Source organism: Murinocardiopsis flavida (assembly GCF_003014485.1).
GTDB lineage: Bacteria > Actinomycetota > Actinomycetes > Streptosporangiales > Streptosporangiaceae > Murinocardiopsis > Murinocardiopsis flavida.
On sequence record NZ_PYGA01000001.1, the window covers coordinates 489,780 to 514,037 of the forward strand.

A 24,258-nucleotide genomic window follows, 5' to 3' on the forward strand; every position below is an offset into this window, starting at 1 on the left:
TCAGTGCTAATTCTATGCGCCCGCCGACCGCTCCGCAGGGGCGGGAGCCGCCCTCGCGCTCCGCGCGCCGGTCAACGGGCCGTGAACCGCCACGTCACCGGCCCGCCGCACGCCGTGGCCCGGTCCGGGCGACAGTGCGAGTATGAGGCCATGTTCCACGCGCCCCAGCCGAAACCCGCGGAGCTCCGACCGCGCCGATGGTGGTACTGGGCCGGCGGCCTGGTGATCCTGGCCGGGTTCGTGGCGGGCATCACCGGATTCGCCATCGGCCTGGTGAGCGCCCTCGGCATGCCCGAACTCGAAACGAGGTTCCACGCCGGCGAGGAGGCCGTCCTCCAGGCCGGGCGCGCCAACGACGATACGCGCACCTGGCTCCTCTACGCCGACCGCCCGATGACGTCCTCCGAGGTCGACGACTCCTGCACGATCGACGGCCCCGACCCGGACGCGGCCTTCGACATGGCGAACTTCAGCCAGGAGACGACGTCCGGCGACCAGACGTGGGTCCTCGCCGCCGCCATCGACATCAGCGAACCGGGCACTTACACCATCGCATGCGCGGCGGACAGCGGTGCCGAGTTCGGCGTCGGGTACGGCGACAACGGGGTGAGGTTCGCCACCGGGCTCGCGGGCGGGCTCGCGTCGTTCTTCCTGCTGCCGGCGCTCGGGCTGGTCATCGGCGTGCCGATCCTCATCGTGACGGCCGTCCGGCGCCGCAGCCACCGCCGCAGGCTCATGAGCGGGGCCCGGCCGGACGCGTGGGGCCCCGGGTACGGCGGGCCCGGGTACGGCGGGTGACCCGCCAGGCCGCGCGCGGCGGACCGCGGACACGCCGCGCCCGCACTGCCGCCGCCCTCGGGCGGGCCACTAGAATCCCGGCCGTGCGCAGGAATCCCGAGAAGCCCTCATCCCGGTACCCGGCCGACGTCCTCGCCGGCGACTGGCGGCGGCCCCGCAAGGGCATCGTCAAGGAGGTCCCGGCTGAGCAGGGGCTCGTGGCGGAGTCCGGCGACGAAGGGTTCTGCGGCGCCGTGGTCGCCTGCGACAAGCAGACCGTCACGCTGGAGGACCGCAACGGGCGGCGCCGCGTGTTCGACCTCGCCCCCGCGGCCTTCCTCATCGACGGCGTGCCGGTGACCCTCGTCCGGCCCACCGCCGCCGCCCGGCCGGCTGCGCTGCGCAGCGCGTCGGGCTCCGTCGCGGTGCGCGACCTGCGGTCGCAGGTCGCGAAGGAGAGCCGGATCTACGTCGAGGGCGTGCACGACGCCGAGTTGGTCGAGCGGATCTGGGGCCATGACCTGCGCGTCGAGGGCGTGGTGGTGGAGTACCTGGAGGGGATCGACCACCTGCCCGAGATCGTGGCGGAGTTCGGCCCGGGCCCGGGCCGGCACCTCGGCGTGCTGGTCGACCACCTGGTCAAGGGCTCCAAGGAGAGCCGGATCGCCGCCGAGGTCACCTCGCCGCACGTCCTGGTCGCCGGGCACCCGTTCGTCGACGTCTGGGCCGCGGTGAAACCGTCCGCCGTGGGGATCCCGGCGTGGCCGGAGGTCCCGCGGGGTATCCCGTGGAAGGAGGGCGTGCTGGAGCGGCTGGGGTGGCGTGAGGAGCCGCCGGACGCCTGGCGGCGCATCCTCGGGTCGGTCCGCACCTTCGCCGATCTGGAACCCGAACTGCTCGGACGCGTCGAAGAACTCATCGACTTCGTCACCGCCGCCGACTCCAGCGGGGGCTAGGCTCGTTCCGAGGACCGCGCGTCGCGCGTCTCCGGACGCGCCCGTACCAATGCGACCGGAACCCCGCGATTCGGCCCGGCACAATAGGCAAGAGCCAAGGGACACCATGAGCGAGACACCGCCCCATTCCCCACCGCCCCACGATCCCGCATCGGGCGGCCAGCAGGCCCATGGCCCCAATCCGTCCGGGCAGGCGGGTACCGGCGGTCAGCCCGGCTACGGTCAGTACGGGCAGCACCCGTCGGGAGAGCAGCAGGGCTACGGCCAGGAGCAGCAGTACCCGAGCGGCGGGCAGCCCGGCTATGGACAGCAGGGCCGGCAGGGCTACCCGCAGGCCCAACCCGGCGGCGCCCAACCGGGGTACGGCCAGGAGCAGTACCCCAGCGGCGGCCAGTCCGGCTACGGGCAGCAGGGCCAGCAGGGCTACCCCTCGGGAGCGCAGCCCGGCTACGGCCAGCAGTACTCCAGCGGCGCCCAGCAGGGCTACGGCCAGCAGGGTTACGGCCAGCAGGGGTACCCGCAGGCCCAGCCCGGCGGCCAACCCGGGTACGGCCAGGAGCAGTACCCCAGCGGCGGGCAGCCCGGCTACGGGCAGCAGGGCCAGCAGGGCTACCCGCAGGCCCAGCCCGGCGGCGCCCAACCGGGCTACGGCCAGGAGCAGCAGTACTCCGGCGGCCAGCAGGGCTACGGGCAGCAGGGGTACCCGCAGGCCCAATCCGGCGGCCAGCCCGGGTACGGCCAGCAGCAGTACCCGGGCGAGGCCCAGCAGGGGTACGGGCAGCCGGGCTACGGCCAGGAGCAGCAGCAGTACTCCGGCGGCGCCCAGCAGGGGTACCCGCAGGCGCAGCCCACCGGCGCGCAGCCCGGCTACGCCGACCCCCAGCAGGGCTACCCGCAGGACCCCGCCTACGCGCAGGACCCCGCCTACGCGCAGGGCTACGGCGCGCAGCAGCAGGGCGCGGCGGGCGGCGCCGGGTCCGACGACGTCACCTGGTCGATGATCGCGCACCTGGCCGGGATGATCATGTCGTGCGTGGGCTGGCTGCCGACGATGATCATCCACATGGTCAAGAAGCAGCGCTCGGCCTTCCTCAAGCACCACACCAGCGAGGCGCTGAACTTCCAGCTCACACTGCTCATCCCCTACGTGATCTCCTGGGCGCTGTTCCTCGGGCTGGCGGTGTTCGCCCCCGACTATTCGCGCATCGGCTCCGGGCTGATCATCGTGGTGTGGGGGCTCGCGATCGTCGCGGGCGTCATCGCCGCGTTCCAGACCACCAAGGGGAAGTGGTTCCGCTATCCGGCGACGATCCGCTTCGTCAAGTGACCTGCGCGCCGCCGCCGGACCTTCGCGTCACGTGAGGTCGCGGACCACCGCGTCGGCCAGCAACCGGCCGCGCCGTGTCAGCACGGCGCGGCCGTCGTCGTACGCGGCGGGGTCGAGCAGGCCGTCTGCCGCCGCGCGCGCGGCGGCGCGCAGGCCGTCGGGCTCCAGCAGGTCCAAGGGGCACCCCTCGACGATGCGCAGCTCCAGCAGGATGCGTTCGAACCTGCGGTCGGCGGCGTCCAGGGTCTCGCGCGCCTGGCCGGGGCTGCGCCCCGCGGCGAGCCGCGCGGCGTAGGCCGCGGGGTGCTTGACGTTCCACCAGCGCGTGCCACCGACGTGGGAGTGCGCCCCGGGGCCGACGCCCCACCAGTCGCCGCCGGTCCAGTACAGCCGGTTGTGGCGGCTGCGCCCCGCCTCGGTCGTCGCCCAGTTCGACACCTCGTACCAGTGGTATCCGGCCGCGGACAGCAGGTCGTCGGCCATCAGGTAGCGGTCGGCCATGGTGTCGTCGTCGGGCGCGGCGAGCTCGCCGCGCCTGACGCGCGCGGCGAGCCGGGTGCCGTCCTCGACGATCAGCGAGTACGCGGAGACGTGGTCGGGCCCCGCTGCGACGGCGGCCTGGAGCGACTCCTTCCAGTCGGCGTCGCTCTCGCCGGGGGTGCCGTAGATCAGGTCCAGGTTGACGTGGTCGAATCCGGCCTCGCGGGCCCAGGTGACGCACTGCTGCGGGCGGCCGGGCGTGTGGGTGCGGTCGAGGACGTCCAGCACGTGCGGGCTGACGCTCTGCATGCCGAAGGAGACGCGGGTGAACCCGGCGTCGCGCAGGGCGGCGAGTGAGTCGCGGTCGACCGTCTCGGGGTTGGCCTCGGTGCTGACCTCGGCGCCGGGCGCCAGGCCGAACTCGGCGTCGACGGCGGCGAGCACCCGGCCGAGGTCCGCGGGGCTGAGGAGGGTGGGTGTGCCGCCGCCGACGAACACCGTCTCGACGGGGAGTTCGGCCGCGCCGAGGACCCTGCGTGCCTGCCGGATCTCCGCGACGGCCTGGTCGGCGTAGGTCTCGCGGGAGGAGGCCGCGGTGCCGTCGGCGGAGCGGAGTTCGGTGGCGGTGTAGGTGTTGAAGTCGCAGTAGCCGCAGCGGGTGACGCAGAACGGGACGTGCACGTAGAGGCCGAACGGGCGGGTGCCCAGGCCGGCGAGGCTCCCCGCCGGGAGCCGGCCGTCGTCGGGGACGGGCTCGCCGTCGAGCGGTACGGAAGGCATGTGTCCAGTGTCGGTGATGGTGACCAGCGGCCGCGCCGACTCAGGAGGGGCCCGCTGCGCGCCGGCGGCGCACCTGGTCTGCGACGGGCCGCCATTTGTCGGAGCGGCCGGGGATCGCGAGGACGCGCTCCAGCAGGTCGAGGTCGTTGTCGCGGCCGGCCCGGAACGCCGTGGTGAGGTCGATGCCGTGGTCGGGGCGGTACTCGGTGATGACGGGGTCGCCCGCTGCGACCTCGCCCTCCTCGACCACCCGCAGGTAGGCGCCGGTGCGCGCCTCCTCGCTGAACCGCTTCACCCAGCCCGGTTCGTCGTCGAGCCACGCCTTGAAGACGGAGCACGGGGTGCGGGGCACGGTGACCTCGAGGAGCGCGCTGCCGATGCGCCAGCGCTCGCCGATGCGGGCGCGGCTGACCTCAAGGCCGGTCGTGGTGAGGTTCTCCCCGAACACGCCGTCGCGGAGCGGCCGGCCGAGGCGTTCGGACCACAGGTCGAGCTCTTCGCGGGCGTAGGCGTAGACGGCCTGGTCGGGCCCTCCGTGGTTGGCGAGGTCGGCCTGCTCGTCGCCGTCGAGGCCGAGCGTGTGCACCGCGACCCGGCCGGGTGCCGGCCGCTTGTCGATCGCCGTGCGTTTGAGCCGTCCGGCCCAGTCGGCGTCGACAGCGGTACCGACGTTGACCGAGCCCACGAGCGCCATCCCCATGGTGTGCACGGTAGTACAGCCGCGGCCGGTCCCGGTCGGCCGGTGCCCCGCCGCGGCCGTCCCGCGCCGCCGCGGCGGAGCGCCCGTACGCGCGACGCGGGCGCGCCCGGCCCTGCGGGGCCGCGGACAAGGCCCCCCGGATATCGGCACCCACCCCGGATGTGCCGTTCGGCACGCGTGAGATCGTCGCAACGCCTGCGCCCGCGCGCCGGACCCATGCCGACGGACCGGCCGCGGCGCCATGGACGCGTGTCAACGCCACCAGAGGCCGATCCACCAGAGAACCAGGCAGAACCAGGCAGTCTTCCGCACGGATTTCCGGACATCCGCTCGATGCAGGACCTGAGGAGAACCCGCATGCAGCCGACCCCCGCAGAGTCGCCCGCCACCGGCGGCGAATGGTGGCGCGACGCCGTCATCTACCAGGTCTACGTCCGCAGCTTCGCGGACTCCAACGACGACGGTGACGGCGACCTCGCCGGGATCGCCGGGCGGCTCCCCGATCTGGCGTCCCTCGGCGTGGACGCGATCTGGCTGACCCCGTTCTATGTGTCCCCTCTCGCCGACGGCGGCTACGACGTCGCCGACTACCGCGACGTCGACCCCCGGTTCGGCACCCTCGCCGACTTCGACGCCATGCGGGAACGCGCCCACGAACTCGGGCTGCGCGTCATCATCGACATCGTCCCCAACCACACCTCCTCGGCACACGCGTGGTTCCGCGCGGCGGCGGCAGCGGCGCCGGGCTCGCCGGAGCGCGCCCGCTACATCTTCCGTCCCGGCACGGGACCCGGCGGCGACGAGCCGCCCAACAACTGGCGGTCCCTCTTCGGCGGGTCCGCCTGGACCCGGCTCAAGCGCCCCGACGGCACCCCGGAGGAGTGGTACCTGCACCTGTTCGACTCCGAGCAGCCCGACCTCGACTGGAACCACCCGGAGGTGCGGGCCGAGTTCGCCGACGTCCTGCGGTTCTGGCTGGACCGCGGGGTCGACGGGTTCCGCATCGACGTGGCGCACGGCATGGTCAAGGACCCCGCGCTGCCCGATGTCGCCGAGGGCCTGCCGACCGAGCTGATCGACGCGACCGTCGAGCTGCCCTACTTCGACCAGGACGGCGTCCACGACATCTACCGGGAATGGCGGGCGATCACCGACGAGTACAGCGGCAACCGCGCGATGGTGGCGGAGGCGTGGATCCTGGACGCCGAGCGGGTCGCCCGCTACCTGCGCCCCGACGAGCTGCACCAGTCGTTCAACTTCGAGTACCTGACCGCGCCGTGGGACGCCGCAGCCCTGCGCGCGGTCATCGACTCCTCCCTCGCCGCCAACGGCGCCGTGGGCGCGCCGTCGACCTGGGTGCTGTCGAACCACGACACCGTCCGGCACGTCACCCGGTACGGCGGCGGGGCGCAGGGGCTGCGCCGCGCCAGGGCCGCGGCGCTGCTGATGCTGGCGCTGCCCGGGTCGGCCTACCTGTACCAGGGCGAGGAACTGGGCCTGCCCGAGGTCACCGACCTGCCCGAGGAGGCCCTCCAGGACCCCACCTGGCTCCGTTCCGGGCGCACCGAGCGCGGCAGGGACGGCTGCCGCGTCCCGCTGCCGTGGTCGGCCGGCACGGCCCCGTTCGGGTTCGGCGCGGCGGACAGCATGCCGTGGCTGCCCGTCCCGCCGGCGTGGGGTGCGCTTGCGCGCGGCGCGCAGGAGGCCGACCCCGGTTCCACGCTCTCCCTGTACCGCGAGGCGCTGCGACTGCGGCGGGAGCTCACCGCCGCCGACACCCTGAGCTGGGGCGCGGCCCCTGAGGACGTGCTCGTGGTGCACCGCGGTGCCGGGTTCGTGTGCGCGGTCAACCTGGGCGGGGACGTCGTCGAACTCGCGCTGCCCGGCGAGGTGCTGCTGTCGAGCGCGCCGGTCGAGGCGGCCGGCGGCGTCGTCCGGCTGCCCGGCGACACCGCCGTGTGGCTGCGCGCCTGACCCGGAAAGGCCCGTGCGCGGTACCGCCCCGCGCCCGGGCCTACTTCTTCCTGCCCGACCACCGACCGCCCGGGCCTACCTCTTCTTGTCCTTGTCCTTCTCGCCCCCCGCATCAGCGGACAGCGCGGAGATGAACGCCTCCTGCGGGACCTCGACACGGCCGACCACGCGGGCAAGAGAACACAGCATCTTCTTCCTGCCCGACCACCGACCGGCCCGCGCCTACCTCTTCTTGTCCTTGTCCTTCTCGCCCCCCGCATCAGCGGACAGCGCGGAGATGAACGCCTCCTGCGGAACCTCGACACGGCCGACCACGCGGGCAAGAGAACACAGCATCTTCTTCCTGCCCGACCACCGACCGGCCCGCGCCTACTTCTTCTTGTCCTTGTCCTTCTCGCCCCCGGCGTCAGCGGACAGCGCGGAGATGAACGCCTCCTGCGGAACCTCGACACGGCCGACCACGCGGGCAAGAGAACACAGCATCTTCTTCCTGCCCGACCACCGACCGGCCCGCGCCTACTTCTTCTTGTCCTTGTCCTTCTCGCCCCCGGCGTCAGCGGACAGCGCGGAGATGAACGCCTCCTGCGGAACCTCGACACGGCCGACCATCTTCATCTTCTTCTTGCCCTCCTTCTGCTTCTCCAGCAGCTTGCGCTTGCGGCTGATGTCGCCGCCGTAGCACTTGGAGAGGACGTCCTTGCGGATGGCGCGGATGTTCTCGCGGGCGATGACGCGCGCCCCGATGGCGGCCTGGACGGGCACCTCGTACTGCTGCCGCGGGATGAGCTCGCGCAGCTTCTTGGTCATTTCCACGCCGTAGGCGTAGGACTTCTCCTTGTGCACGATCGCGGAGAACGCGTCGACGGCCTCGCCTTGGAGGAGGATGTCGACCTTGACCAGGTCGGCGACCTGCTCGCCTTGGGGTTCGTAGTCGAGCGAGGCGTAACCCCTGGTGCGCGACTTGAGCTGGTCGAAGAAGTCGAACACGATCTCGGCGAGCGGCAGCGTGTACCGCATCTCGACGCGGTCCTCCGACAGGTAGTCCATACCGAGGAGGGTGCCGCGCCGCCCCTGGCACAGCTCCATGATGGGGCCCACGAACTCGGCGGGCGAGAGCACAGTGCCGCGCACGATGGGCTCGCGCACCTCTTCGATCTTGCCTTCGGGGTACTCGCTGGGGTTGGTCACCGTGTACTCGGTGCCGTCCTCCATGACGACCTGGTACACCACGTTGGGCGCGGTGGAGATGAGGTCGAGGTTGAACTCGCGCTCCAGGCGCGCGCGGGTGATCTCCAGGTGCAGCAGGCCGAGGAAGCCGCAGCGGAAGCCGAACCCCAGCGCCACCGAGGTCTCCGGCTCGAACACCAGCGCGGCGTCGTTGAGCTGGAGTTTCTCCAGGGCGTCGCGCAGCACGGGGTAGTCGGTGCCGTCCATGGGGTACAGCCCGGAGAACACCATGGGCTTGGGGTCGCGGTACCCGGAGAGGATCTCGGCTGCGGGCTTCGCCGCCGAGGTCACGGTGTCGCCGACCCTGGACTGGCGGACGTCCTTCACACCGGTGATGAGGTAGCCGACCTCGCCCACGCCCAGCCCGGCGACCTTCGTGGGCTCGGGGGAGCTCACCCCGATCTCCAGCATCTCGTGGGTGGCCTTGCTCGACATCATCTGGATGCGCTCGCGGGTGGTGAGCTCGCCGTCGACGACCCGCACGTAGGTGACCACGCCGCGGTAGGTGTCGTAGACGGAGTCGAAGATCATGGCGCGGGCGGGGGCGTCGGGGTCGCCCACGGGGTGCGGGATCTTCGCGACGATCTCGTTGAGCAGGTCGTCGACGCCGATCCCGGTCTTCGCGCTGACCTTCAGCACGTCGGAGGGGTCGCAGCCGATGATGCCCGCGAGTTCCGCCGCGTACTTCTCGGGTTGCGCGGCGGGCAGGTCGATCTTGTTGAGGACCGGGATGATGGCGAGGTCGTTCTCGATCGCCATGTACAGGTTCGCGAGGGTCTGCGCCTCGATGCCCTGCGCGGCGTCGACCAGCAGGACGGCGCCTTCGCAGGCGGCGAGCGAGCGCGACACCTCGTAGCTGAAGTCGACGTGTCCGGGGGTGTCGATGAGGTTGAGGACGTAGGTCGCGTCGTCGACCGCCTTGTAGGGCAGCCGGACCGCCTGCGACTTGATGGTGATCCCGCGCTCGCGTTCGATGTCCATGCGGTCGAGGTACTGGGCGCGCATCTGGCGGTCCTCGACGACCCCGGTGAGCTGCAAGATGCGGTCGGCCAGAGTCGACTTGCCATGGTCGATGTGCGCGATGATGCAGAAGTTGCGGATCAGCGCGGGATCGGTCCGTTGTGGCTGTGGCACCGTGGTCAGTTCACATTCCTCGAAGAGTTCGGGCATGGGCGAAGCGCAGCGGCACGTGTGCCCGGCGGCAGGTGGTGCCTTCAATGATCCCATGTCACCGGTGGCGCCAGGGCAGCACCGGGTGGCGGGACGCATGGCACGTCGTCCAAAGGTTATGTGACGGTCCGGCCGGCGGTGATTGCCGCACGCCTCCCCGGGGGTCGCGCACACCGGCGGGCGACGGGTACGAAGCACATGGGTTGGTCCGGCCCGCGGGATATCCGGCGGGCCGAACGGGTAAGCGGCAGGCGCGCGGCGCGGACGGCGCTCGCGCAGAGCGGTGGGAGTTCCGGTGAAATGGCTGGCCAAACGGGTCTTCGCAGGTCTGGCGGCGCTTCTGGTGGTCGCGGTGGGCGCCGGCGCCCTGCTGGGGATGCAGTTCTCCGGCAAACCCGCGTCGTGGGCGGGGTCGACCGGGCACAACGCGGCGTGGCTGGGCGGGGCGTGGGTCAACGGCGAGCGTGACCGCGCCGACTTCGCCGAGTTGCTGCCCCGGTTGAAGAAGGGCGGTTTCACCGAGTTGTACGTGCACGTCGGCGCGATCGGCCCCGAGGGAGGCGTGGACGTCGAGGACCTCGGCGCGGCGAAGGCGTTCCTCGGCTGGGTGGAGCGGGAGCGCCCCGAGGTCCGGGTGCTCGGCTGGCTGAGCCACCGGGCGTCGGGCTCCTCCCTGGTCGAGGACCGGTTCGACAAGGCGGCGCGCAAACGCGTCGCGGCGGCGTCGGGCGAGGTCGTCGACGCCGGATTCGACGGGGTCCACTACGCGGTCTCGCCGGTCACCAGCGGCGACCCGTCGCTGCCGGACCTGCTGGAGCGCACCCGCGCGGAGGTGGGGAAGGACCGGCTGATCTCGGTGGACGCGCAGCCGCTGGAGCTGCTGGTCGGCATGCGCCTGCCGGTGTTCCTCGTGAACCAGGAGGAGCTGTACTGGTCGAAGGGCTACGTGCAGCGGATCGCGGAGGAGGCGGACTCCATCGTCGTGCGCGGGCACGACACGGGGATGCCGATGACCTCGCTGTACGGCGGCTTCCTCGTGCGGCAGACGAAGCTGCTGCTCGACGCGGTGCCCCAGGACGTGTCGGTGCGCGTCGGGGCGCCGTCGTTCCAGCACGCCCGCTGGGGGGAGGAGTCGGCGACGGAGACCGTGGAGACGGCGGCCGAGGCGGTGCGGATCGGGCTGACCGAGCACGGGAAGCGGCGCGACGACTTCGGCATGGCCCTGTACGTCCTCGACGAGGCCGACAACACGGATTGGGCCGCGTACTCTCGGGGGTGGATGCGCCCCGGCGGGTGACCCGCACGCGTCCCCTTTGTTCCGTTCGGAGCACTGCGTTCTGTTCGGAGCACTGCCCGGCCGGATGCATAATTGAAGTCCGTGTCTCGGACGTTCCACGTTTGTCCTGCGTCCCGCTCTCCGGCGGACCCGCAACACACACCCTGCGCCGACGCGTGCCAGCCCCTCTGTAGGAAACGGCTGCTCCTGGGGGAGGCCCACGCGTTCGGCACGTTGATCTGAATTCACTGGAGCACGTTTTCGCATGGCGAACATCAAGTCGCAGAAGAAGCGCAACCGGCAGAACGAGAAGGCCCGGCTGCGCAACCGGTCGGTCAAGTCGTCCCTGAAGACGGCCATCCGCAAGTTCCGCGAGGCCGCCGAGGCCGGCGACACCGAGAAGGCCGCGGTCCTCCAGCAGGCGGCGGCGCGCCAGCTCGACAAGGCTGCGAGCAAGGGCGTCATCCACAAGAACCAGGCCGCGAACCGCAAGAGCGCGATCGCCAAGCGCGCCGAGGCGGTCGGCAAGGCCTAAGGCGGCATCCCGCGCGTCCACTGCGACGCCGACGCCTATGGGGCGGCAGCACAACGGTGCGGCCGCCCCTCGCGCGTTCTCCCAGGAGGACGCGGGGCGCTGCCCTGGGCATGGGGCCCGCCCTCGGCTCCCCTGGCCGCATGCGGTCCCCGCCTACCATCTGCTGATGGACGTCGACGGCCTCCGGCTGCCCCTGTGGGACGACCCCGCGCTCCGCGGCGAGGTGCTCGGCTGGGTCGACGCCCGCCTCGCGGCGCGCGGCGCCCGCCGCGGGCCCGCTCCCCCGCGGATCCGCGTCCGCCCGTACTCGACGGCGGCGCGCTTCGAGTCGTCCATCGGCCCGGTGTGGTTCAAGGCGACCCCGCCCGCCGCGCGGTTCGAGCCCGCTCTCGCTGAGGCGCTGGCGGCGTGGCGTCCCGACCTGGTCCTCACCCCCATCGGCGTCGACCGGTCGCGGGGGTGGCTGCTGCTGCCCGACGGCGGACCGCAGCTGCGGTCCCTCCGGCCCGCGCCCGTGGGCCTCCCGGTGTGGGCGGAGCTGCTGGCCGTCCTCTCCGGCATGCAGCGCGACCTGAGCGGCCGCGTACCCGACCTCCTCGGTCTCGGGGTGCCGGACCTGCGGCCCGAAGCGCTCGGCGGCCTACTCGACGCGTTCCTCGCCGACCCGGCGGTGCGCGGCGCACTGGGCGCGGACGGGGTCGAGGCGGTGCGGCGCCGGCGCGAGCGGTTCGACGCGCAGTGTGCGCGCCTCGCCGAGATCGGGATCGCCCCCTCCCTCGACCACGGCGACCCGCACCCCGGCAGCGTGTTCCTGCGGGACGGCCGCCACGTGCTCTTCGACTGGGGCGACGCCTCGGTCGCGCACCCTTTCGCCACGCTGCACATCCCGCTGCGGTTCGCCGCGCAGGTCTCCGGTGCGGCGGAGGGCGACCTCGCCCGGCTGCGCGACGCCTACCTGGAGCCGTGGACGGCGGAGCACCCGCGCACCCTGCTCACCGAGGCCGCCCGCCTCGCTGTGCGGCTCGCCGCGCTCGGCAGGGCGCTGGCGTGGTCGCGGACGTTCCCCGCTCTTGTCGAGCGGTGCCGGCCGGAGCAGGCCGTGCAGGTCGCCCAATGGCTGCTGCACCTCGCCGGACGGGACGGCGCCGACCCCCGGTGAACGCCCCGCTCGGGCCGCCACCGCACCGGCGGCCCGCCGCACCGCTCACACCGCTCACACCGCCGCCGCGGCTCGACTGCGCGCGCGGCCGCCGCGGTTCCGGCGTCGGGCACCTCCGGGATCCGGCAGCAGAACGTGACCAGCAGCCCGGCGATGGCAAGGGCGAAGATGATCCGCAGCACGAGCACACGCACCTTCCGCGACGCGATGGGGGGATGGCCGCGCCGTCCTGACGCCACTGATTTCCGCGCGGCCCCCGTCTGACGCCTCCACGCCGGAATCAATGGGCGAACGGCGCGATTCCTCCGGTATTGGCAAGGCTCGTCCCCCGGCCGGGGCGGGGTTCCGGCACGAAGCACGCGGCCCACGGGACGGCCCGATACCCTCGGACTTCCCGCTGATCTTGACGACAGGGTTCCCTCAGCGTCTGGTGCAGTTGCTGCTTCTCGGGTCGGTCCGTCCGCGGGCGGCCTTGTCGCCGGGCCGCGTGCGGGTGGTCTGCGGTGAACAGCAGCACCAAGGGCGGTGGGGAGCCGGGCCCCGGCGCCCGGCCTCCGTGAAGTAGTTTCCGCTGCGGGCGCCGTGAAGTGGGAAATACTTCACGGAGGCTTCCGAGAAACCCGACAGTCCACCTGAAACGGACATCGCGGCCGTGTCCCGGTATCGATACCGCACACACCGTGCGGTCTCAACGAACGCGGCGCCTCACCACGCCGCCCACCCGCCACCTCTGGTGCTGCTTGTCCGCACAACACACCGTGCAGGTCACCGCCGACCGGGGCCACTCGACGCCCTTGGTGCTGCTTGTTCCCGCAGACCACCCGCACGCGGCCCGGCGGCAAGGCCGCCCCGCGGACGGACCGACCCTGAAGAGCCGAAAGTCCACCCCTGATCGAGGGAACCCTGTCGTCAGGATCAGCGGGAGAAAATGGGCGTGAACGCGACCGCCCATCCCCGCCCCCCACCCGCCGTTGGCGCCGTCTTTCCCCGAGACCACCCCCACTCGACCGGCGGCAAGGCCGCCCAGCAGACAAGGTCGGTCCCGGAACCACCGGGCACGCCGTTCCTCCACCGGCCGCTCAGATGCGGACAAAGGTCAGATCAACACCACGAGCGCGAGGAAACCGACCCGCAGAGACGGGCGGGCGGGGTTGTCCACAGGGGCCCGGATCCGCGGTGACGCGGCGGGGCGCGCGTTCCTAGCGTGAATCGCATGTCGCCCTCGCATCGCTCCCCCGACCCTCCCGAGGACGGGTATGCCCGGCAGCGGCTGCGTGCGCTCACCGGCACCCCCGTGCACGACGACGCCGCATCGCCCGGGAGCCGCGCACCGGCCGCGCCCGGCCGCCGGCACCCCGGCACCGCACGGCCCGGCCCCGACGACGCCGATCCGCTCGCCCGCCCCCGCCCCCGCACTGGCCCGGCCGGCCCGCACACCGCTCCGCTCGACCACCCGCACGAACACCCGCACGACGACGCCGAACCCGCCGGCCCGTTGCCCGACGACGCCACGGACCCGGCGCTCCCCGCGGTCGGATCGCTGCCCAGCCCGCCCTATGCCCTCGGCGCCGCCGATCACCCCGGCGGCCGCCGCGCGCGGCACCGGGCCGCCGCAGCCGAACGGGGTCCTGCCGCACCGCCCCACCACCCCGGCCCTCCCGCCGACCCCGGCGAGCGTCCGGTCCCCGCCCGCGCGGGCCCGCCGCCGGGCTACGTCGAGGTGGCCGAGGACGCCCCTCCCCCGGGCTCCCGCCTCGCCGAATGGTTCGCCCGCGTGCTGCCCGAATCCGCCGAGCAGCCCAGGATCGGACGTGCCGGGCTCGGCGCGCTGCTCGGGGTGTGCGTCATCGCCGCCCTCGCCACCGGCTGGTTCCTGCTGCAATCGCGGCCCGAGCCGCACGCCGCGCCGGAGCCCCGGGCGGGCAGCGCGCCCCCTCCCGTGCCCGGCGCCTCCCCCAGCGGGCCGCCTCAGCAGCGGCCGAGCGGGAAGGTCGTGGTGCACGTCGGCGGCGACGTCGAGTCGCCCGGCATCGTCACCCTCCCCGCGGGGTCGCGGGTCAGCGACGCCATCAAGGCCGCCGGGGGGCTCCTGCCCGACGCCGACCCCGGCCTGCTCAACCTCGCGCGGCCGGTCGTCGACGGCGAGCAGATCCTGGTGGGCGCCACCCCGTCACCCGCCCCGGGTGCCCCGGGCGCCCCGGGCGGTGCCGCGCCCGCGCCGAGCGGCGCACCGGTCCCGGGGGCGGCACCCAGCCCGCTCATCGACCTCAACACCGCGACCCTCGAACAGCTCGACACACTGCCCGGTGTCGGCCCGGTGCTCGCCGAGCGCATCCTCGACTTCCGCACCGAGAACGGCGGGTTCCGCTCGATCGAGCAGTTGCAGGACGTCTCCGGCATCGGCGAGAAGCGCTTCGCCGACCTCCGCGACCTCGTCAGCGTCGCCGGTGCGCCGTGAGGCGCCCCCGCCCGCGGGCGCCGGTCCGGCCGCACCGTCTCCGCGGGGCGTCCGCCGCGCCGCGGCGCTCCCGCCCTGTCCGACCATGAACCCCCTCGGTCTCGACGCCCCCGGCCCCGCCCGGCCGCACGACCTCCGCCTGCTCGGTCCGGCCGTTGCCACCTGGCTCGCGTCGCTCGCCGCGACGGCCGCCGGCCCCGGCGCCGGTGCGGCCATGTCCGCGCTCCTCTTCGGCGCGGCGGCGGCCGCCGTGCCGCTGCTGCGCTCCCCGCGCGGCGGGGCGGTCGCCGGGCTGCTGGTCGCCGCGCTGCTGTGCGCGGCCGCCGCGTCGCTCGCCGCCGCGGGGCGGGGCGCCGCGGTCGCCGGGTCGCCCGTCACCGCGCGTGCGGCCGAGCGGGGCCACGCCGAGCTCGACGCCGTCATCACCGGCGATCCCCGGTCCAGGGCCGGGCCGCCGCAGCCGGGCCGCCCCGAGCTGGTCGTCGAGGCCCGCACCAGCCGGATCGACGTCCACGGCGAGCGCACCGCGACCCGTGTGCCCGTGGTGCTGCTGGTGTCCGGGGCGCAGTGGCGCACGCTCGTGCCCAGTCAGCGGGTCCGGTTCTCGGGCCGCCTGCTCCCCGCCGGGGACGATCCGCTGACCGCCGCGCTGGTCGCCGTCCGGGGGCCGCCGTCCCACACCACGGCCCCCACCCCCGCGCACACCGCGGCGGCCGAGGTCCGCGCCCGGCTCCGCGCGGCCTGCACCGTGCTGCCGCAGCCCGAGCGAGGCCTGGTCCCGGCGTTCGTGGTGGGCGACACCTCGCGGCTCCCCGAGCGCACCGCCGAGGACTTCCGCGCGAGCGGCATGACGCACCTGCTGACCGTCTCCGGCGCGAATCTCGCGATCCTGACCGGTGCCGTGCTGGCGCTGGCGCGCTGGTCGCGCTGGCCCACGGGGGTCACCGTCGCCGCGGGTGCCCTGATGATCGGCGTCTTCATCCTCGTGGCGCGGCCCGAGCCCAGTGTGCTGCGGGCCGCCTTCATGGGTGCCGTCGCGCTGCTCGCCCTCGCTCTGGGCCGCCGGCGCGCGGGCATGGCCGCGCTGTCCGCCACCGTCATCGGGCTGCTGCTGTTCGACCCCGGCTTGGCACACTCCTACGGTTTCGCGCTGTCGGTCCTCGCCAGCGGCGGGATCATGGTGCTGGCGCCGCGCTGGCGCGACCGCTGGGCGGCGCGCATGCCCGAATGGGCGGCCGAGGCGCTCGCCGTCCCCTTGGCGGCGCACGTGGCCTGCGCCCCCGTCCTGGTGCTCCTGTCGGCCGAGGTCTCCTGGGTCGCCATCCCCGCGAACGCCCTCACCGGCCCGCTGATGCCCATCGCCACCGTCGGCGGCTTCGCCGTCGCCGTGCTCGCCCTGGTGTGGCCGGGCGCGGCGGCCGTGGCGGTCTGGGTTCCGGCGGTGCCCGTTCTGTGGGCGCGCGTCATCGCCGAGTACTGCGCCGGGATCCGCGGCGGCGCCGTCCCGTGGCGCGGCGACCTCCTGGGCGCGTGCGTCCTGGCGCTGCTGCTGGTGCTGGCGCTGAGTCTGCGCGGTCGCGTCCGCAGGGTCGCCGCTGCGGCGGGCACGGCCGTCGCCACGGGCGTGTTCGCGGCCCAGTGCGCCGCACCGTCCTGGCCGCCGAACGGATGGCTGGCCGTCGCGTGCGACGTCGGCCAGGGCGACGCCATCGCGCTCGCCACCGGCGGGGGCGGCGCGGCCGTCGTCGACACCGGGCTCGACCCCGCGCAGGTCGACCGCTGCCTCGACGACCTGGGGGTCGACGAGGTGAGCCTGCTGGTGCTCACCCACGGCGACGCCGACCACGTGGGCGGCACCAGCGGAGTCCTCGACGGCCGCAGGGTGGCGGCCGCGGCCGCCCCGCCCGGTTTCGACCACGGCCGCTCGCGGCGCGCCCTGGAGCGGGCCCGTGTACCGCTGCGCGCCGTCGCCGCCGGGCACCGGTTCGCGTTGGGCGGGTGGTCGTTCACCGTGCTCTGGCCCGGCGACCGCCCCGCCGCGTCGTCCAACGACGCGAGTGTCGTCCTGCTCGCCCGCTGGTCGCCGCCCGACGGCTCCCCCGATTCCGACGTCACCGTCCTGCTGACGGGCGACATCGAGGAGAGCGCGCAGCGCTCCCTGCTGGGCGATCCCGCGATCACCGAGGTCGACGTCCTCAAGGTCCCGCACCACGGTGCGAAGACCCAGGAGCCGGCGTTCCTCGCCGCGACCCGGCCCCGCGTCACCCTGACCTCCGTCGGCGCCGACAACACCTACGGGCACCCGGCGCCGCGGACCTGGCGCCACCTCGAATCCCTCACCACGGCGAACTACCGCACCGACCGCCACGGCGACATCGCCGTCCTGCCGGGGCGCGGCGGCCCCGCGGTCACCCACCGCCCGCCCGCGGCACGCGACCGCTGACCGCTCCGACGCCCTTGTCTACTGTCGGCAACCGGGCGGGGTGAAAAGGGCTCACTCGCTCCACTATGGACGGGGAATCCGCTATGCGGCGAATGTTCGCTCACGTCCGATCGGCTCGGCTCCTGCGCAACGCACCGCGCAGCGGTCCGCCACCCGTGCCGCACACCGGGCTCTCGGGGCCTGCGGACCCGCGGGCATGGCAAGCTGTGTATCCATGAGCCCCAGTGCCGTTGCACCGCTCACCGTGGTGGTGGGCGACGAGGAACTGCTGGTCGACCGCGCCGTGGCCGAGATCGTCGCCGCGGCCCGCGCCGACGACCCCGACATCGACGTCCACGACCTCCTGCCCGCCCAGGTCACATCGGCCCGGCTGGTCGAGGCCACGTCGCCGTCACTGTTCGGCGAGCGGCGGATCGTGGTGCTGCGCTCGGCCCATGACCTCCTCAAGGACATCGCCACCGAGGTCACCGGCTACCTCAAGGACGGGCCCGAGGACGTCATGCTGGTGCTCGTGCACGCCGGCGGCGCCAAGGGAAAGGCCCTGCTCGACGCCGCCGTGAAGGCGGGCGCCGCGCGGGTCTCCTGCGCGAAGCCCACCAAGGCCCCCGAGCGGATCCAGTTCATCAAGGGCGAGTTCTCCCGTGCGGGCCGCCAGATCGCCCCCGACGCCGCCCAAGCGCTCCTCGACGCGGTCGGCAACGACCTGCGCGAGATCGCGGCGGCCTGCACCCAGCTCGCCGCCGACACCGACGGCAGGATCGACACCGCCGCCGTCGCCCGCTACCACACGGGCAAGGCCGAGGCCACGGGCTTCACCGTCGCCGACCGCGCCGTTGAGGGCAGGCTCCCCGAGGCGCTGGAGCAGCTCCGCTGGTCGCTGTCCGTCGGCACCGCCCCCGTCCTGATCAACAGCGCGCTCGCGGCCGCGGTCCGCGGCCTCGCGGTCGCGGCCCAACCGCCGCGCGGCATGCCTGAGGCCGAACTCGCCAAGCGCGCCAAGGTCCCCCCGTGGAAGCTGCGGACGCTGCGCCAGCAGGCGCGCGGCTGGACCCCGCAAGGGCTGGCGCACGCCATGCAGGTGGTCGCCGAGACCGACGCCCTGATCAAGGGCGCGGGCCGCGACCCGGCCTACGCCCTCGAACGCGCCGTCATCGAGATCGCGACGGCACGGAACGCCCGCGGCGGCTGAAAAACCACCCGGTGGACAACCCCCGAAAACCGTCCGCAGCCGACCCCCGGTCGGAATACTGGTCCTCATGCACCCAAGGAGGCAGTATGGCTGTTATGAGCATCGGGAAGACGGAGCCGCAGCAGCGCCCGCTCACCGTCGACGACCTGGCTCGCATGCCCGACGACGGCAGGCGCTACGAGCTGATCGACGGGCGGCTTGACGTGTCACCCGCGCCAGTCCGATGGCATACCCGCATCGAAGGGCGGCTTCAATACCATCTGGTCGGCCTTGCCCCGGAGGGTCTTGAGGTTCTACCCGGTCCAGGGATCAACTTCAATGCCGACCGCACCCACCACCGCATCCCCGACCTCGCAGTCGCCCAAGAGGACAACGGTGAGAGCCCTTACCTCACCAGTCCTCCATTGCTCGCGGTCGAGGTCGTTTCCCCCGAGAGCGTGTTCCGCGACCACCACACGAAGAAGCGCGAGTACGCCGAGTTCGGCATCGAGTCCTACTGGATCATCAGCCCGTACACCGACAAGCCCGGCATCGTCGAACTCCGTCTCGACCAGGGCTCCTACCGCGAGGTCGGACAAGCGTTCGGCGAGGAGGTCTTCGAGACCGACCTCCCGTTCCCGGTAAAACTGGTCCCCCGCTGGCTTGTCGAGAACGGCCCCTGGAAGCGGCACATCGGCGGCGAGTAGCCGCCTCCGCCCATCGGCCGTCCGCCCCGCGCCGCCCCACTGCCCCCGGGCGGCGCCCCAGAGGCCGCTGTGCCCGGCGGGAACCCACCGGTGGCCTGGCGGGGTCGCGGAACACCGTGCCCGTCCCGCAGAGCCCGATTCACGGCCGCGAACGCCCGCGCAGCAGGCGAGCCGTGGCCGCAGGCGCCGACCACCGGCGCGACCCGGCGGCTGTGCGGTGTGGGGTCAGCGGATGGCTTCGCCGCCGCGCCACACCCGCAGTGCGCGCAGGCCGTAGGCCCACGCGAACGCGCCCTCGTGGTCGGCGTCCCACTGCACGATGTCGGCGTAGCAGCCGGGTGTGAGGGACCCGCGGTCGGCGGTGCCCAGCGCGGTCGCCCCGCCGACCGTCGCCGCGCGCAGCGCCTCGATGACGCTCATGTTGAACATGGCGATGGCCATGCCCACCGAGAGCGACAGGGACGTCGACCCCGACTGCGACGGGTTGTGGTCGGTGCCGAGCGCCACCGGGACCCCGTGGTCGAGCAGGGCGCGCACGGGCGGGGTCCGGCGCTCGTGCAGGGAGGTCGTGGGGCACACGACGACGGGCGTGCTGGACTTCGCCAGCGCGAGGACGTCGTCCTCGTCGGTCTCGTGCAGCAGGTCGACCGACGAGCACTGGAGATCGGCCGCCATGCGGACCACCCCGTGGCGGGGTTTGGCGCAGGCGTGCAGGTGGGTCTGCAAGCCGGCGGCCCTGCCCTGCGACAGCAGCCAGTGGGCGTCCTCGGCGGTGAACTGCTGGTTGTCGCAGTAGACGTCGACGCCGTCGGCCCCGGCCTGGGCGGCGTCGCTCAGCCAGCCGCCGACCGCCTCGACGTAGTCGCGGGGGCGGCCGAAGTACTCGGGCGGGACGGCGTGCGCCGCGAAGAACGTGACGTGCAGCCGCGGCAGCCCGGGCTCCTCCTCCAGCGACCGCAGCAGCCGGACGTCGGCGAGTTCGCCGTCGCGGGTCAGGTGGTAGCCGGTCTTCGCCTCGACCGTGGTGGTGCCCGAGAGCAGCCAGTGCCGCAGGCGCTCGCGTACTCCGTTGCAGAGGGTCCAGGGGTCGGTCCCCCTGGTGACGGTGACCGTGGACGCGACCCCGCCGCCGGCGCCGCTGATCTCCGCGGGCGAAGCGCCGCTGGCGCGCATGGCGACCTCGGCGTAGCGGTTGCCCGCGTACACCGGGTGGGAGTGGGCGTCGACGAGGCCGGGGGTGACCAGGCCGCCGCCGAGGTTGTCGACTTCGTCGACGTCGACGATGTCGTCCAGCACGCCGGGGATGCGCTGCGGGAGCTCCGAGGCCGGCCCGACCCAGGCGACCCGGTCGTGATGCAGGATCATCGCGGCGTTGCTGATGAGGTCGGTGCCGGTCCACAGGCGGCCGATGTTCGTCAGCAGTCGGATCGTCATCGTGTCACCGATCGCCCCGCAGGGTCGCGAAGGATGGGCCGGGCGGTGTGGTCCCGGCGCCTCGGGACGTGTCAGCGCTCATGGAGGACCTCGCATTCGAATGCTCTGGCCGGAGGGGCCTGCCCCGGGGATGGCAAGGGGCGCCAGCGATGCACGATCACGTACCGGTGCGGAAACCGTAGTTGATGGAGCGACTCGATGTATAGCTCTCGGGTCACGAACGAAGAACGGCGGAGCACCTCTCGGTGTTCCGCCGTTCACATTCTGCTACGATCTGTCGGCTGCTGTCGTGAATTCCGCCAGTTGGCCGGCGAGCAGCTCGGGCACCCAGGCGTGCAGCACGGTACCCGCCTCGGTGTGGTCCTCCGCGACGATCCGGCCTTCGTCGTAGACCCGCGAGACCAGGTCGCCGCGCTCGTAGGGCACCACCACGCGCATTTCGCGGTCGAGGAGCGGCAGCGCCGCCGAGAGCGCGTCGATGAGCCGCTCGACCCCTTCGCCGGTGCGCGCCGAGACCTCCACGGCGTCGGGGTAGCGGGTGCGGAGCTGCTTGAGCCGCACCGGGTCGGCGGCGTCGGTCTTGTTGATGACGAGCAACTCGGGGACGTCCTGCGCGTCGATCTCGCCGAACACCTCGCGCACCGAGCCGAGCTGCTGCTCGGGGTCGGGGTGCGAGCCGTCGACGACGTGCAGGATGAGGTCGGCGTCGGCGACCTCTTCGAGTGTCGAGCGGAACGCCTCGACGAGCTGGTGGGGCAGGTGCCGGACGAACCCCACGGTGTCACTCAGAGTGAAGCTTCTGCCGTCGGGTGTTCGCGCGTGGCGAACGGTGGGGTCGAGCGTCGCGAAGAGCGCGTTCTCGACCAGGACTCCGGCGCCGGTGAGCCGGTTGAGGAGGCTCGACTTTCCGGCGTTGGTGTACCCCGCGATCGCGACGGCGGGGACCTGGCGGGTGCGGCGGCGGTCGCGCTTGACGTCGCGCGCCGTCTCCATCTGGGCGAGGTGCCGGCGCAGTTTCGCCATGCGGCTGTTGATGCGGCGGCGGTCGGTCTCGATCTTGGTCTCACCGGGGCCGCGCAGGCCCACGCCGCCGTTGCCGCCGCCCCCGGCGCCGCCGCCCTGGCGGGACAGCGAGGCGCCCCAGCCGCGCAGCCGCGGCAGCAGGTAGGTGAGCTGGGCGAGTTCGACCTGCGCCTTGCCCTCCCTGCTGCGGGCGTGCTGGGCGAAGATGTCGAGGATGAGCGCCGTGCGGTCGATGACCTTGACCTTGACGACGTCTTCGAGCTGGCGGAGCTGGCCGGGGGTGAGTTCGCCGTCGCAGATAACGGTGTCGGCGCCGGTGCCGTCGACGATGTCGCGGAGTTCGGCCGCCTTGCCGCTGCCGACGTAGGTGGCGGGGTCGGGCTTGGAGCGGCGCTGGGTGGCGCCTTCGAGGACGACGGCCCCCGCGGTCTCGGCGAGCTGTTTGAGCTCGATCAGCGAGTTGTCGGCGTCGTCCTGGGTGCCCTTGGTCCAGACGCCGATGAGGACGACGCGTTCGAGCCGGAGCCGTCGGTACTCGACTTCGGTGACGTCGTCGAGTTCAGTGGAGAGCCCGGCGACGCGGCGCAGTGCGTGGCGTTCGGCGAGTTCGAGGTCGCCCTGATCGGGAAGGTCATCACCGAACCCGTCCTGCGAGGCGAGGTCGGGGTCGAGGCCGGAGTCGTCGACGACGATGGCGTCCTCTGACACCGCGGTGGCAGGAGCCGACTCGTCGGTGTACGGGTGATTGAAGGCTGTAGTCATATCCGTCCAGGGTCAACGCGGGATCCCCGCTGTTTGTTCCCTTCAGAGCCTGTCACGTGTCATCGCCGCGGTCACCCCATTTTGCCCCGGGGCCGCCGGGCCCGTGCGGGACTCAGGCCGCCGCGGCGGCGGTCCCGCCGCGAAACAACCGTACTTCTTCACACACGCGGAAGCTGGTCGGTGCTGTGCGACGTACACCGCGTTGACCAGGGCGCAGAGGACCGAGTAGCGTCTAATTCCGCATAACAGAAGCAATTATCGCATTGCGGAAGATTGGGATTCCATGGGCGCCACATCAGGGGTCGAGATCACCGGCCCCCTCCACGACCGGTACGACGAGATCCTGAGCGAGGAGGCCCTCACCCTCCTCGCCGATCTGCACCGACGATTCGAACCCCGCCGCAGGGAGCTGCTGGCCCTCCGCGAACGGCGCCAAGAGCAGATCTCCGCGGGAGCCGACCTCGACTTCCTCCCCGAGACCCGTGCGATCCGCGAGGACCCGTCGTGGACGGTCGCCCCGCCGGCCCCCGGCATCACCGACCGCCGGGTGGAGATCACCGGGCCGACCGACCGCAAGATGACCCTCAACGCGCTCAACTCCGGCGCGAAGGTGTGGCTCGCCGACTTCGAGGACGCCAACACCCCGCTGTGGGAGAACATGATCGGCGGCCAGCTCAACCTGCGCGACGCCCTCGACCGCACCATCGACTTCACCTCCCCCGAGGGCAAGGACTACGTCCTCAAGGACGACGCCGAACTCGCCACCATCGTGGTCCGCCCGCGCGGCTGGCACCTGGACGAGAAGCACATCCTCGTCGACGGCGAGCGCGTCTCCGGCGGCATCGTGGACTTCGCGCTGTACCTGTTCCACTGCGCCCGGCGCCAGCTCGACAAGGGCAAGGGCCCCTACTTCTACCTGCCGAAGGTGCAGGGCCACCTCGAGGCCCGCCTGTGGAACGACGTCTTCGTGCACGCCCAGGAGGCGGTGGGGATCCCGCGCGGCACCGTCCGCGCCACCGTGCTGATCGAGACGATCCCCGCGGCGTTCGAGATGGAGGAGATCCTCTACGAGCTGCGCGAGCACTCCGCCGGGCTGAACGCCGGCCGCTGGGACTACCTGTTCAGCATCATCAAGACGCACCGCACCCGCGGCCGCGGCTTCCTGCTGCCCGAGCGCAACGCCATCACCATGACCGCCCCGTTCATGCGCGCCTACACCGAACTGCTGGTCGCGACCTGCCACCGGCGCGGCGCCCACGCCATCGGCGGCATGGCGGCGTTCATCCCCAGCCGGCGCGACCCCGAGGTCAACACGACCGCGTTCGCCAAGGTGCGCGACGACAAGTCGCGCGAGTCCGGCGACGGCTTCGACGGGTCCTGGGTGGCGCACCCCGGCCTGGTCCCGGTCGCCATGGAGATCTTCGACGGGGTCCTCGGCGACCGGCCCAACCAGATCGACAAGCGGCGCGACGACGTCGACGTCACGGCGGCCGACCTGCTCGCCGTCGGCACCGCCCAGGGCGGCATCACCGAGACCGGCCTGCGCGCCAACGTCAACGTCGCCCTCCAGTACCTCGCCGCGTGGATCGGCGGCAACGGCGCCGTCGCCATCCACAACCTGATGGAGGACGCCGCAACGGCGGAGATCTCCCGCTCGCAGGTCTGGCAGTGGCTGCACAACGACGTCGTCCTCGACGACGGCCCGAAGGTCACCGCCGACCTGGTCGACCGCATCATCGAGGAGGAGCTGGCGAAGATCCGCGCCGCCGCGGGGGACGCGTTCGACACCGAGCTGTACACGCGGGCCGTCGAACTGTTCCGGGCCGTCGCCCTCGCCGACGACTACGCCGAGTTCCTGACCATCCCCGCCTACGAGCAGATGCCCTGACCCCGCCGCCCCTG

The 24,258-nt window shown here is 72.9% G+C and carries 17 protein-coding genes; 12 read left to right on the top strand and 5 right to left on the bottom strand.

Features of this window, described 5'->3' with window-relative positions:
* Positions 1-150 precede the first annotated feature (150 nt).
* From CLV63_RS02160 to CLV63_RS33970, 3 genes are all read left to right on the top strand, one after another.
* Entirely contained in the window at positions 151-798 is a 648-nt protein-coding gene (locus CLV63_RS02160) for a hypothetical protein (RefSeq protein ID WP_106581120.1), read from the top strand.
* An 83-nt stretch (positions 799-881) separates the two neighbouring features.
* Positions 882-1,733, top strand: a complete 852-nt coding sequence (locus CLV63_RS02165; RefSeq protein ID WP_106581121.1) for a DUF3097 domain-containing protein — start codon at positions 882-884, stop codon at positions 1,731-1,733.
* Between the two features lie 106 nt (positions 1,734-1,839).
* Entirely contained in the window at positions 1,840-3,060 is a 1,221-nt protein-coding gene (locus CLV63_RS33970) for a DUF4870 domain-containing protein (protein ID WP_211301097.1), read from the top strand.
* A gap of 27 nt (positions 3,061-3,087) precedes the next feature.
* Here CLV63_RS33970 and hemW read toward each other — a convergent pair whose 3' ends face one another.
* Positions 3,088-4,320 carry a radical SAM family heme chaperone HemW gene (gene hemW / locus CLV63_RS02180; RefSeq protein WP_106581122.1) on the bottom strand — a complete coding sequence of 411 codons (1,233 nt, stop codon included), beginning with the start codon at positions 4,318-4,320 and terminating at the stop codon, positions 3,088-3,090.
* Positions 4,321-4,360: 40 nt separating this feature from the next.
* Entirely contained in the window at positions 4,361-5,020 is a 660-nt protein-coding gene (locus CLV63_RS02185) for an MOSC domain-containing protein (protein ID WP_245928526.1), read from the bottom strand.
* A 357-nt stretch (positions 5,021-5,377) separates the two neighbouring features.
* Between CLV63_RS02185 and CLV63_RS02190 the strand changes: the two genes are divergently transcribed.
* Entirely contained in the window at positions 5,378-6,994 is a 1,617-nt protein-coding gene (locus CLV63_RS02190; protein ID WP_106581124.1) for a glycoside hydrolase family 13 protein, read from the top strand.
* A gap of 516 nt (positions 6,995-7,510) precedes the next feature.
* Here the strand turns inward: CLV63_RS02190 and lepA are convergent.
* Entirely contained in the window at positions 7,511-9,355 is a 1,845-nt protein-coding gene (lepA, locus tag CLV63_RS02200) for a translation elongation factor 4 (protein WP_106581261.1), read from the bottom strand.
* Between the two features lie 331 nt (positions 9,356-9,686).
* Here lepA and CLV63_RS02205 point away from each other — a divergent pair, with 331 nt between their 5' ends.
* From CLV63_RS02205 to CLV63_RS02235, 7 genes are all read left to right on the top strand, one after another.
* A complete protein-coding gene (locus CLV63_RS02205; protein WP_106581125.1) occupies positions 9,687-10,688 on the top strand; it encodes a hypothetical protein in 1,002 nt (333 codons plus the stop codon).
* Positions 10,689-10,932: 244 nt separating this feature from the next.
* Positions 10,933-11,202: a 30S ribosomal protein S20 gene (gene rpsT / locus CLV63_RS02210; RefSeq protein WP_106581126.1), complete on the top strand. Its 270-nt coding sequence runs from the start codon at positions 10,933-10,935 to the stop codon at positions 11,200-11,202.
* A gap of 166 nt (positions 11,203-11,368) precedes the next feature.
* Positions 11,369-12,361, top strand: coding sequence for a phosphotransferase (locus tag CLV63_RS02215; RefSeq protein ID WP_106581127.1), 993 nt, complete (start codon positions 11,369-11,371; stop codon positions 12,359-12,361).
* A 1,213-nt stretch (positions 12,362-13,574) separates the two neighbouring features.
* Entirely contained in the window at positions 13,575-14,819 is a 1,245-nt protein-coding gene (locus CLV63_RS33975) for a helix-hairpin-helix domain-containing protein (RefSeq protein WP_211301098.1), read from the top strand.
* A gap of 85 nt (positions 14,820-14,904) precedes the next feature.
* The gene (locus tag CLV63_RS02225) at positions 14,905-17,262 is read left to right on the top strand and encodes a ComEC/Rec2 family competence protein (protein WP_106581128.1); all 2,358 of its coding nucleotides are present in this window, start codon (positions 14,905-14,907) and stop codon (positions 17,260-17,262) included.
* A gap of 214 nt (positions 17,263-17,476) precedes the next feature.
* A complete protein-coding gene (gene holA / locus CLV63_RS02230; protein ID WP_106581129.1) occupies positions 17,477-18,451 on the top strand; it encodes a DNA polymerase III subunit delta in 975 nt (324 codons plus the stop codon).
* An 86-nt stretch (positions 18,452-18,537) separates the two neighbouring features.
* Entirely contained in the window at positions 18,538-19,137 is a 600-nt protein-coding gene (locus tag CLV63_RS02235; RefSeq protein WP_211301099.1) for a Uma2 family endonuclease, read from the top strand.
* Positions 19,138-19,362: 225 nt separating this feature from the next.
* Here CLV63_RS02235 and CLV63_RS02240 read toward each other — a convergent pair whose 3' ends face one another.
* Entirely contained in the window at positions 19,363-20,571 is a 1,209-nt protein-coding gene (locus CLV63_RS02240) for an amidohydrolase family protein (protein WP_106581131.1), read from the bottom strand.
* 267 nt (positions 20,572-20,838) lie between these two features.
* Positions 20,839-22,356 (bottom strand): GTPase HflX, encoded by a 1,518-nt coding sequence (hflX, locus tag CLV63_RS02245; protein ID WP_106581132.1) that lies wholly within the window; start codon positions 22,354-22,356, stop codon positions 20,839-20,841.
* A 283-nt stretch (positions 22,357-22,639) separates the two neighbouring features.
* On the opposite strand from hflX, the gene aceB reads away from it, so the two are divergent.
* Positions 22,640-24,244: a malate synthase A gene (gene aceB, locus CLV63_RS02250; RefSeq protein ID WP_106581133.1), complete on the top strand. Its 1,605-nt coding sequence runs from the start codon at positions 22,640-22,642 to the stop codon at positions 24,242-24,244.
* The last annotated feature ends 14 nt before the right edge of the window (positions 24,245-24,258 follow it).

Coding starts and splice junctions, on each gene's coding strand:
- CLV63_RS02160 (WP_106581120.1), top strand. CDS start 151: ATGTTCCACGCGCCCCAGCCGAAACCCGCGGAGCTCCGACCGCGCCGA.
- CLV63_RS33970 (WP_211301097.1), top strand. CDS start 1,840: ATGAGCGAGACACCGCCCCATTCCCCACCGCCCCACGATCCCGCATCG.
- hemW (WP_106581122.1), bottom strand. CDS start 4,320: ATGCCTTCCGTACCGCTCGACGGCGAGCCCGTCCCCGACGACGGCCGG.
- CLV63_RS02185 (WP_245928526.1), bottom strand. CDS start 5,020: ATGGGGATGGCGCTCGTGGGCTCGGTCAACGTCGGTACCGCTGTCGAC.
- CLV63_RS02190 (WP_106581124.1), top strand. CDS start 5,378: ATGCAGCCGACCCCCGCAGAGTCGCCCGCCACCGGCGGCGAATGGTGG.
- rpsT (WP_106581126.1), top strand. CDS start 10,933: ATGGCGAACATCAAGTCGCAGAAGAAGCGCAACCGGCAGAACGAGAAG.
- CLV63_RS02215 (WP_106581127.1), top strand. CDS start 11,369: ATGGACGTCGACGGCCTCCGGCTGCCCCTGTGGGACGACCCCGCGCTC.
- CLV63_RS33975 (WP_211301098.1), top strand. CDS start 13,575: ATGTCGCCCTCGCATCGCTCCCCCGACCCTCCCGAGGACGGGTATGCC.
- CLV63_RS02225 (WP_106581128.1), top strand. CDS start 14,905: ATGAACCCCCTCGGTCTCGACGCCCCCGGCCCCGCCCGGCCGCACGAC.
- holA (WP_106581129.1), top strand. CDS start 17,477: ATGAGCCCCAGTGCCGTTGCACCGCTCACCGTGGTGGTGGGCGACGAG.
- CLV63_RS02235 (WP_211301099.1), top strand. CDS start 18,538: ATGGCTGTTATGAGCATCGGGAAGACGGAGCCGCAGCAGCGCCCGCTC.
- CLV63_RS02240 (WP_106581131.1), bottom strand. CDS start 20,571: ATGACGATCCGACTGCTGACGAACATCGGCCGCCTGTGGACCGGCACC.
- hflX (WP_106581132.1), bottom strand. CDS start 22,356: ATGACTACAGCCTTCAATCACCCGTACACCGACGAGTCGGCTCCTGCC.
- aceB (WP_106581133.1), top strand. CDS start 22,640: ATGGGCGCCACATCAGGGGTCGAGATCACCGGCCCCCTCCACGACCGG.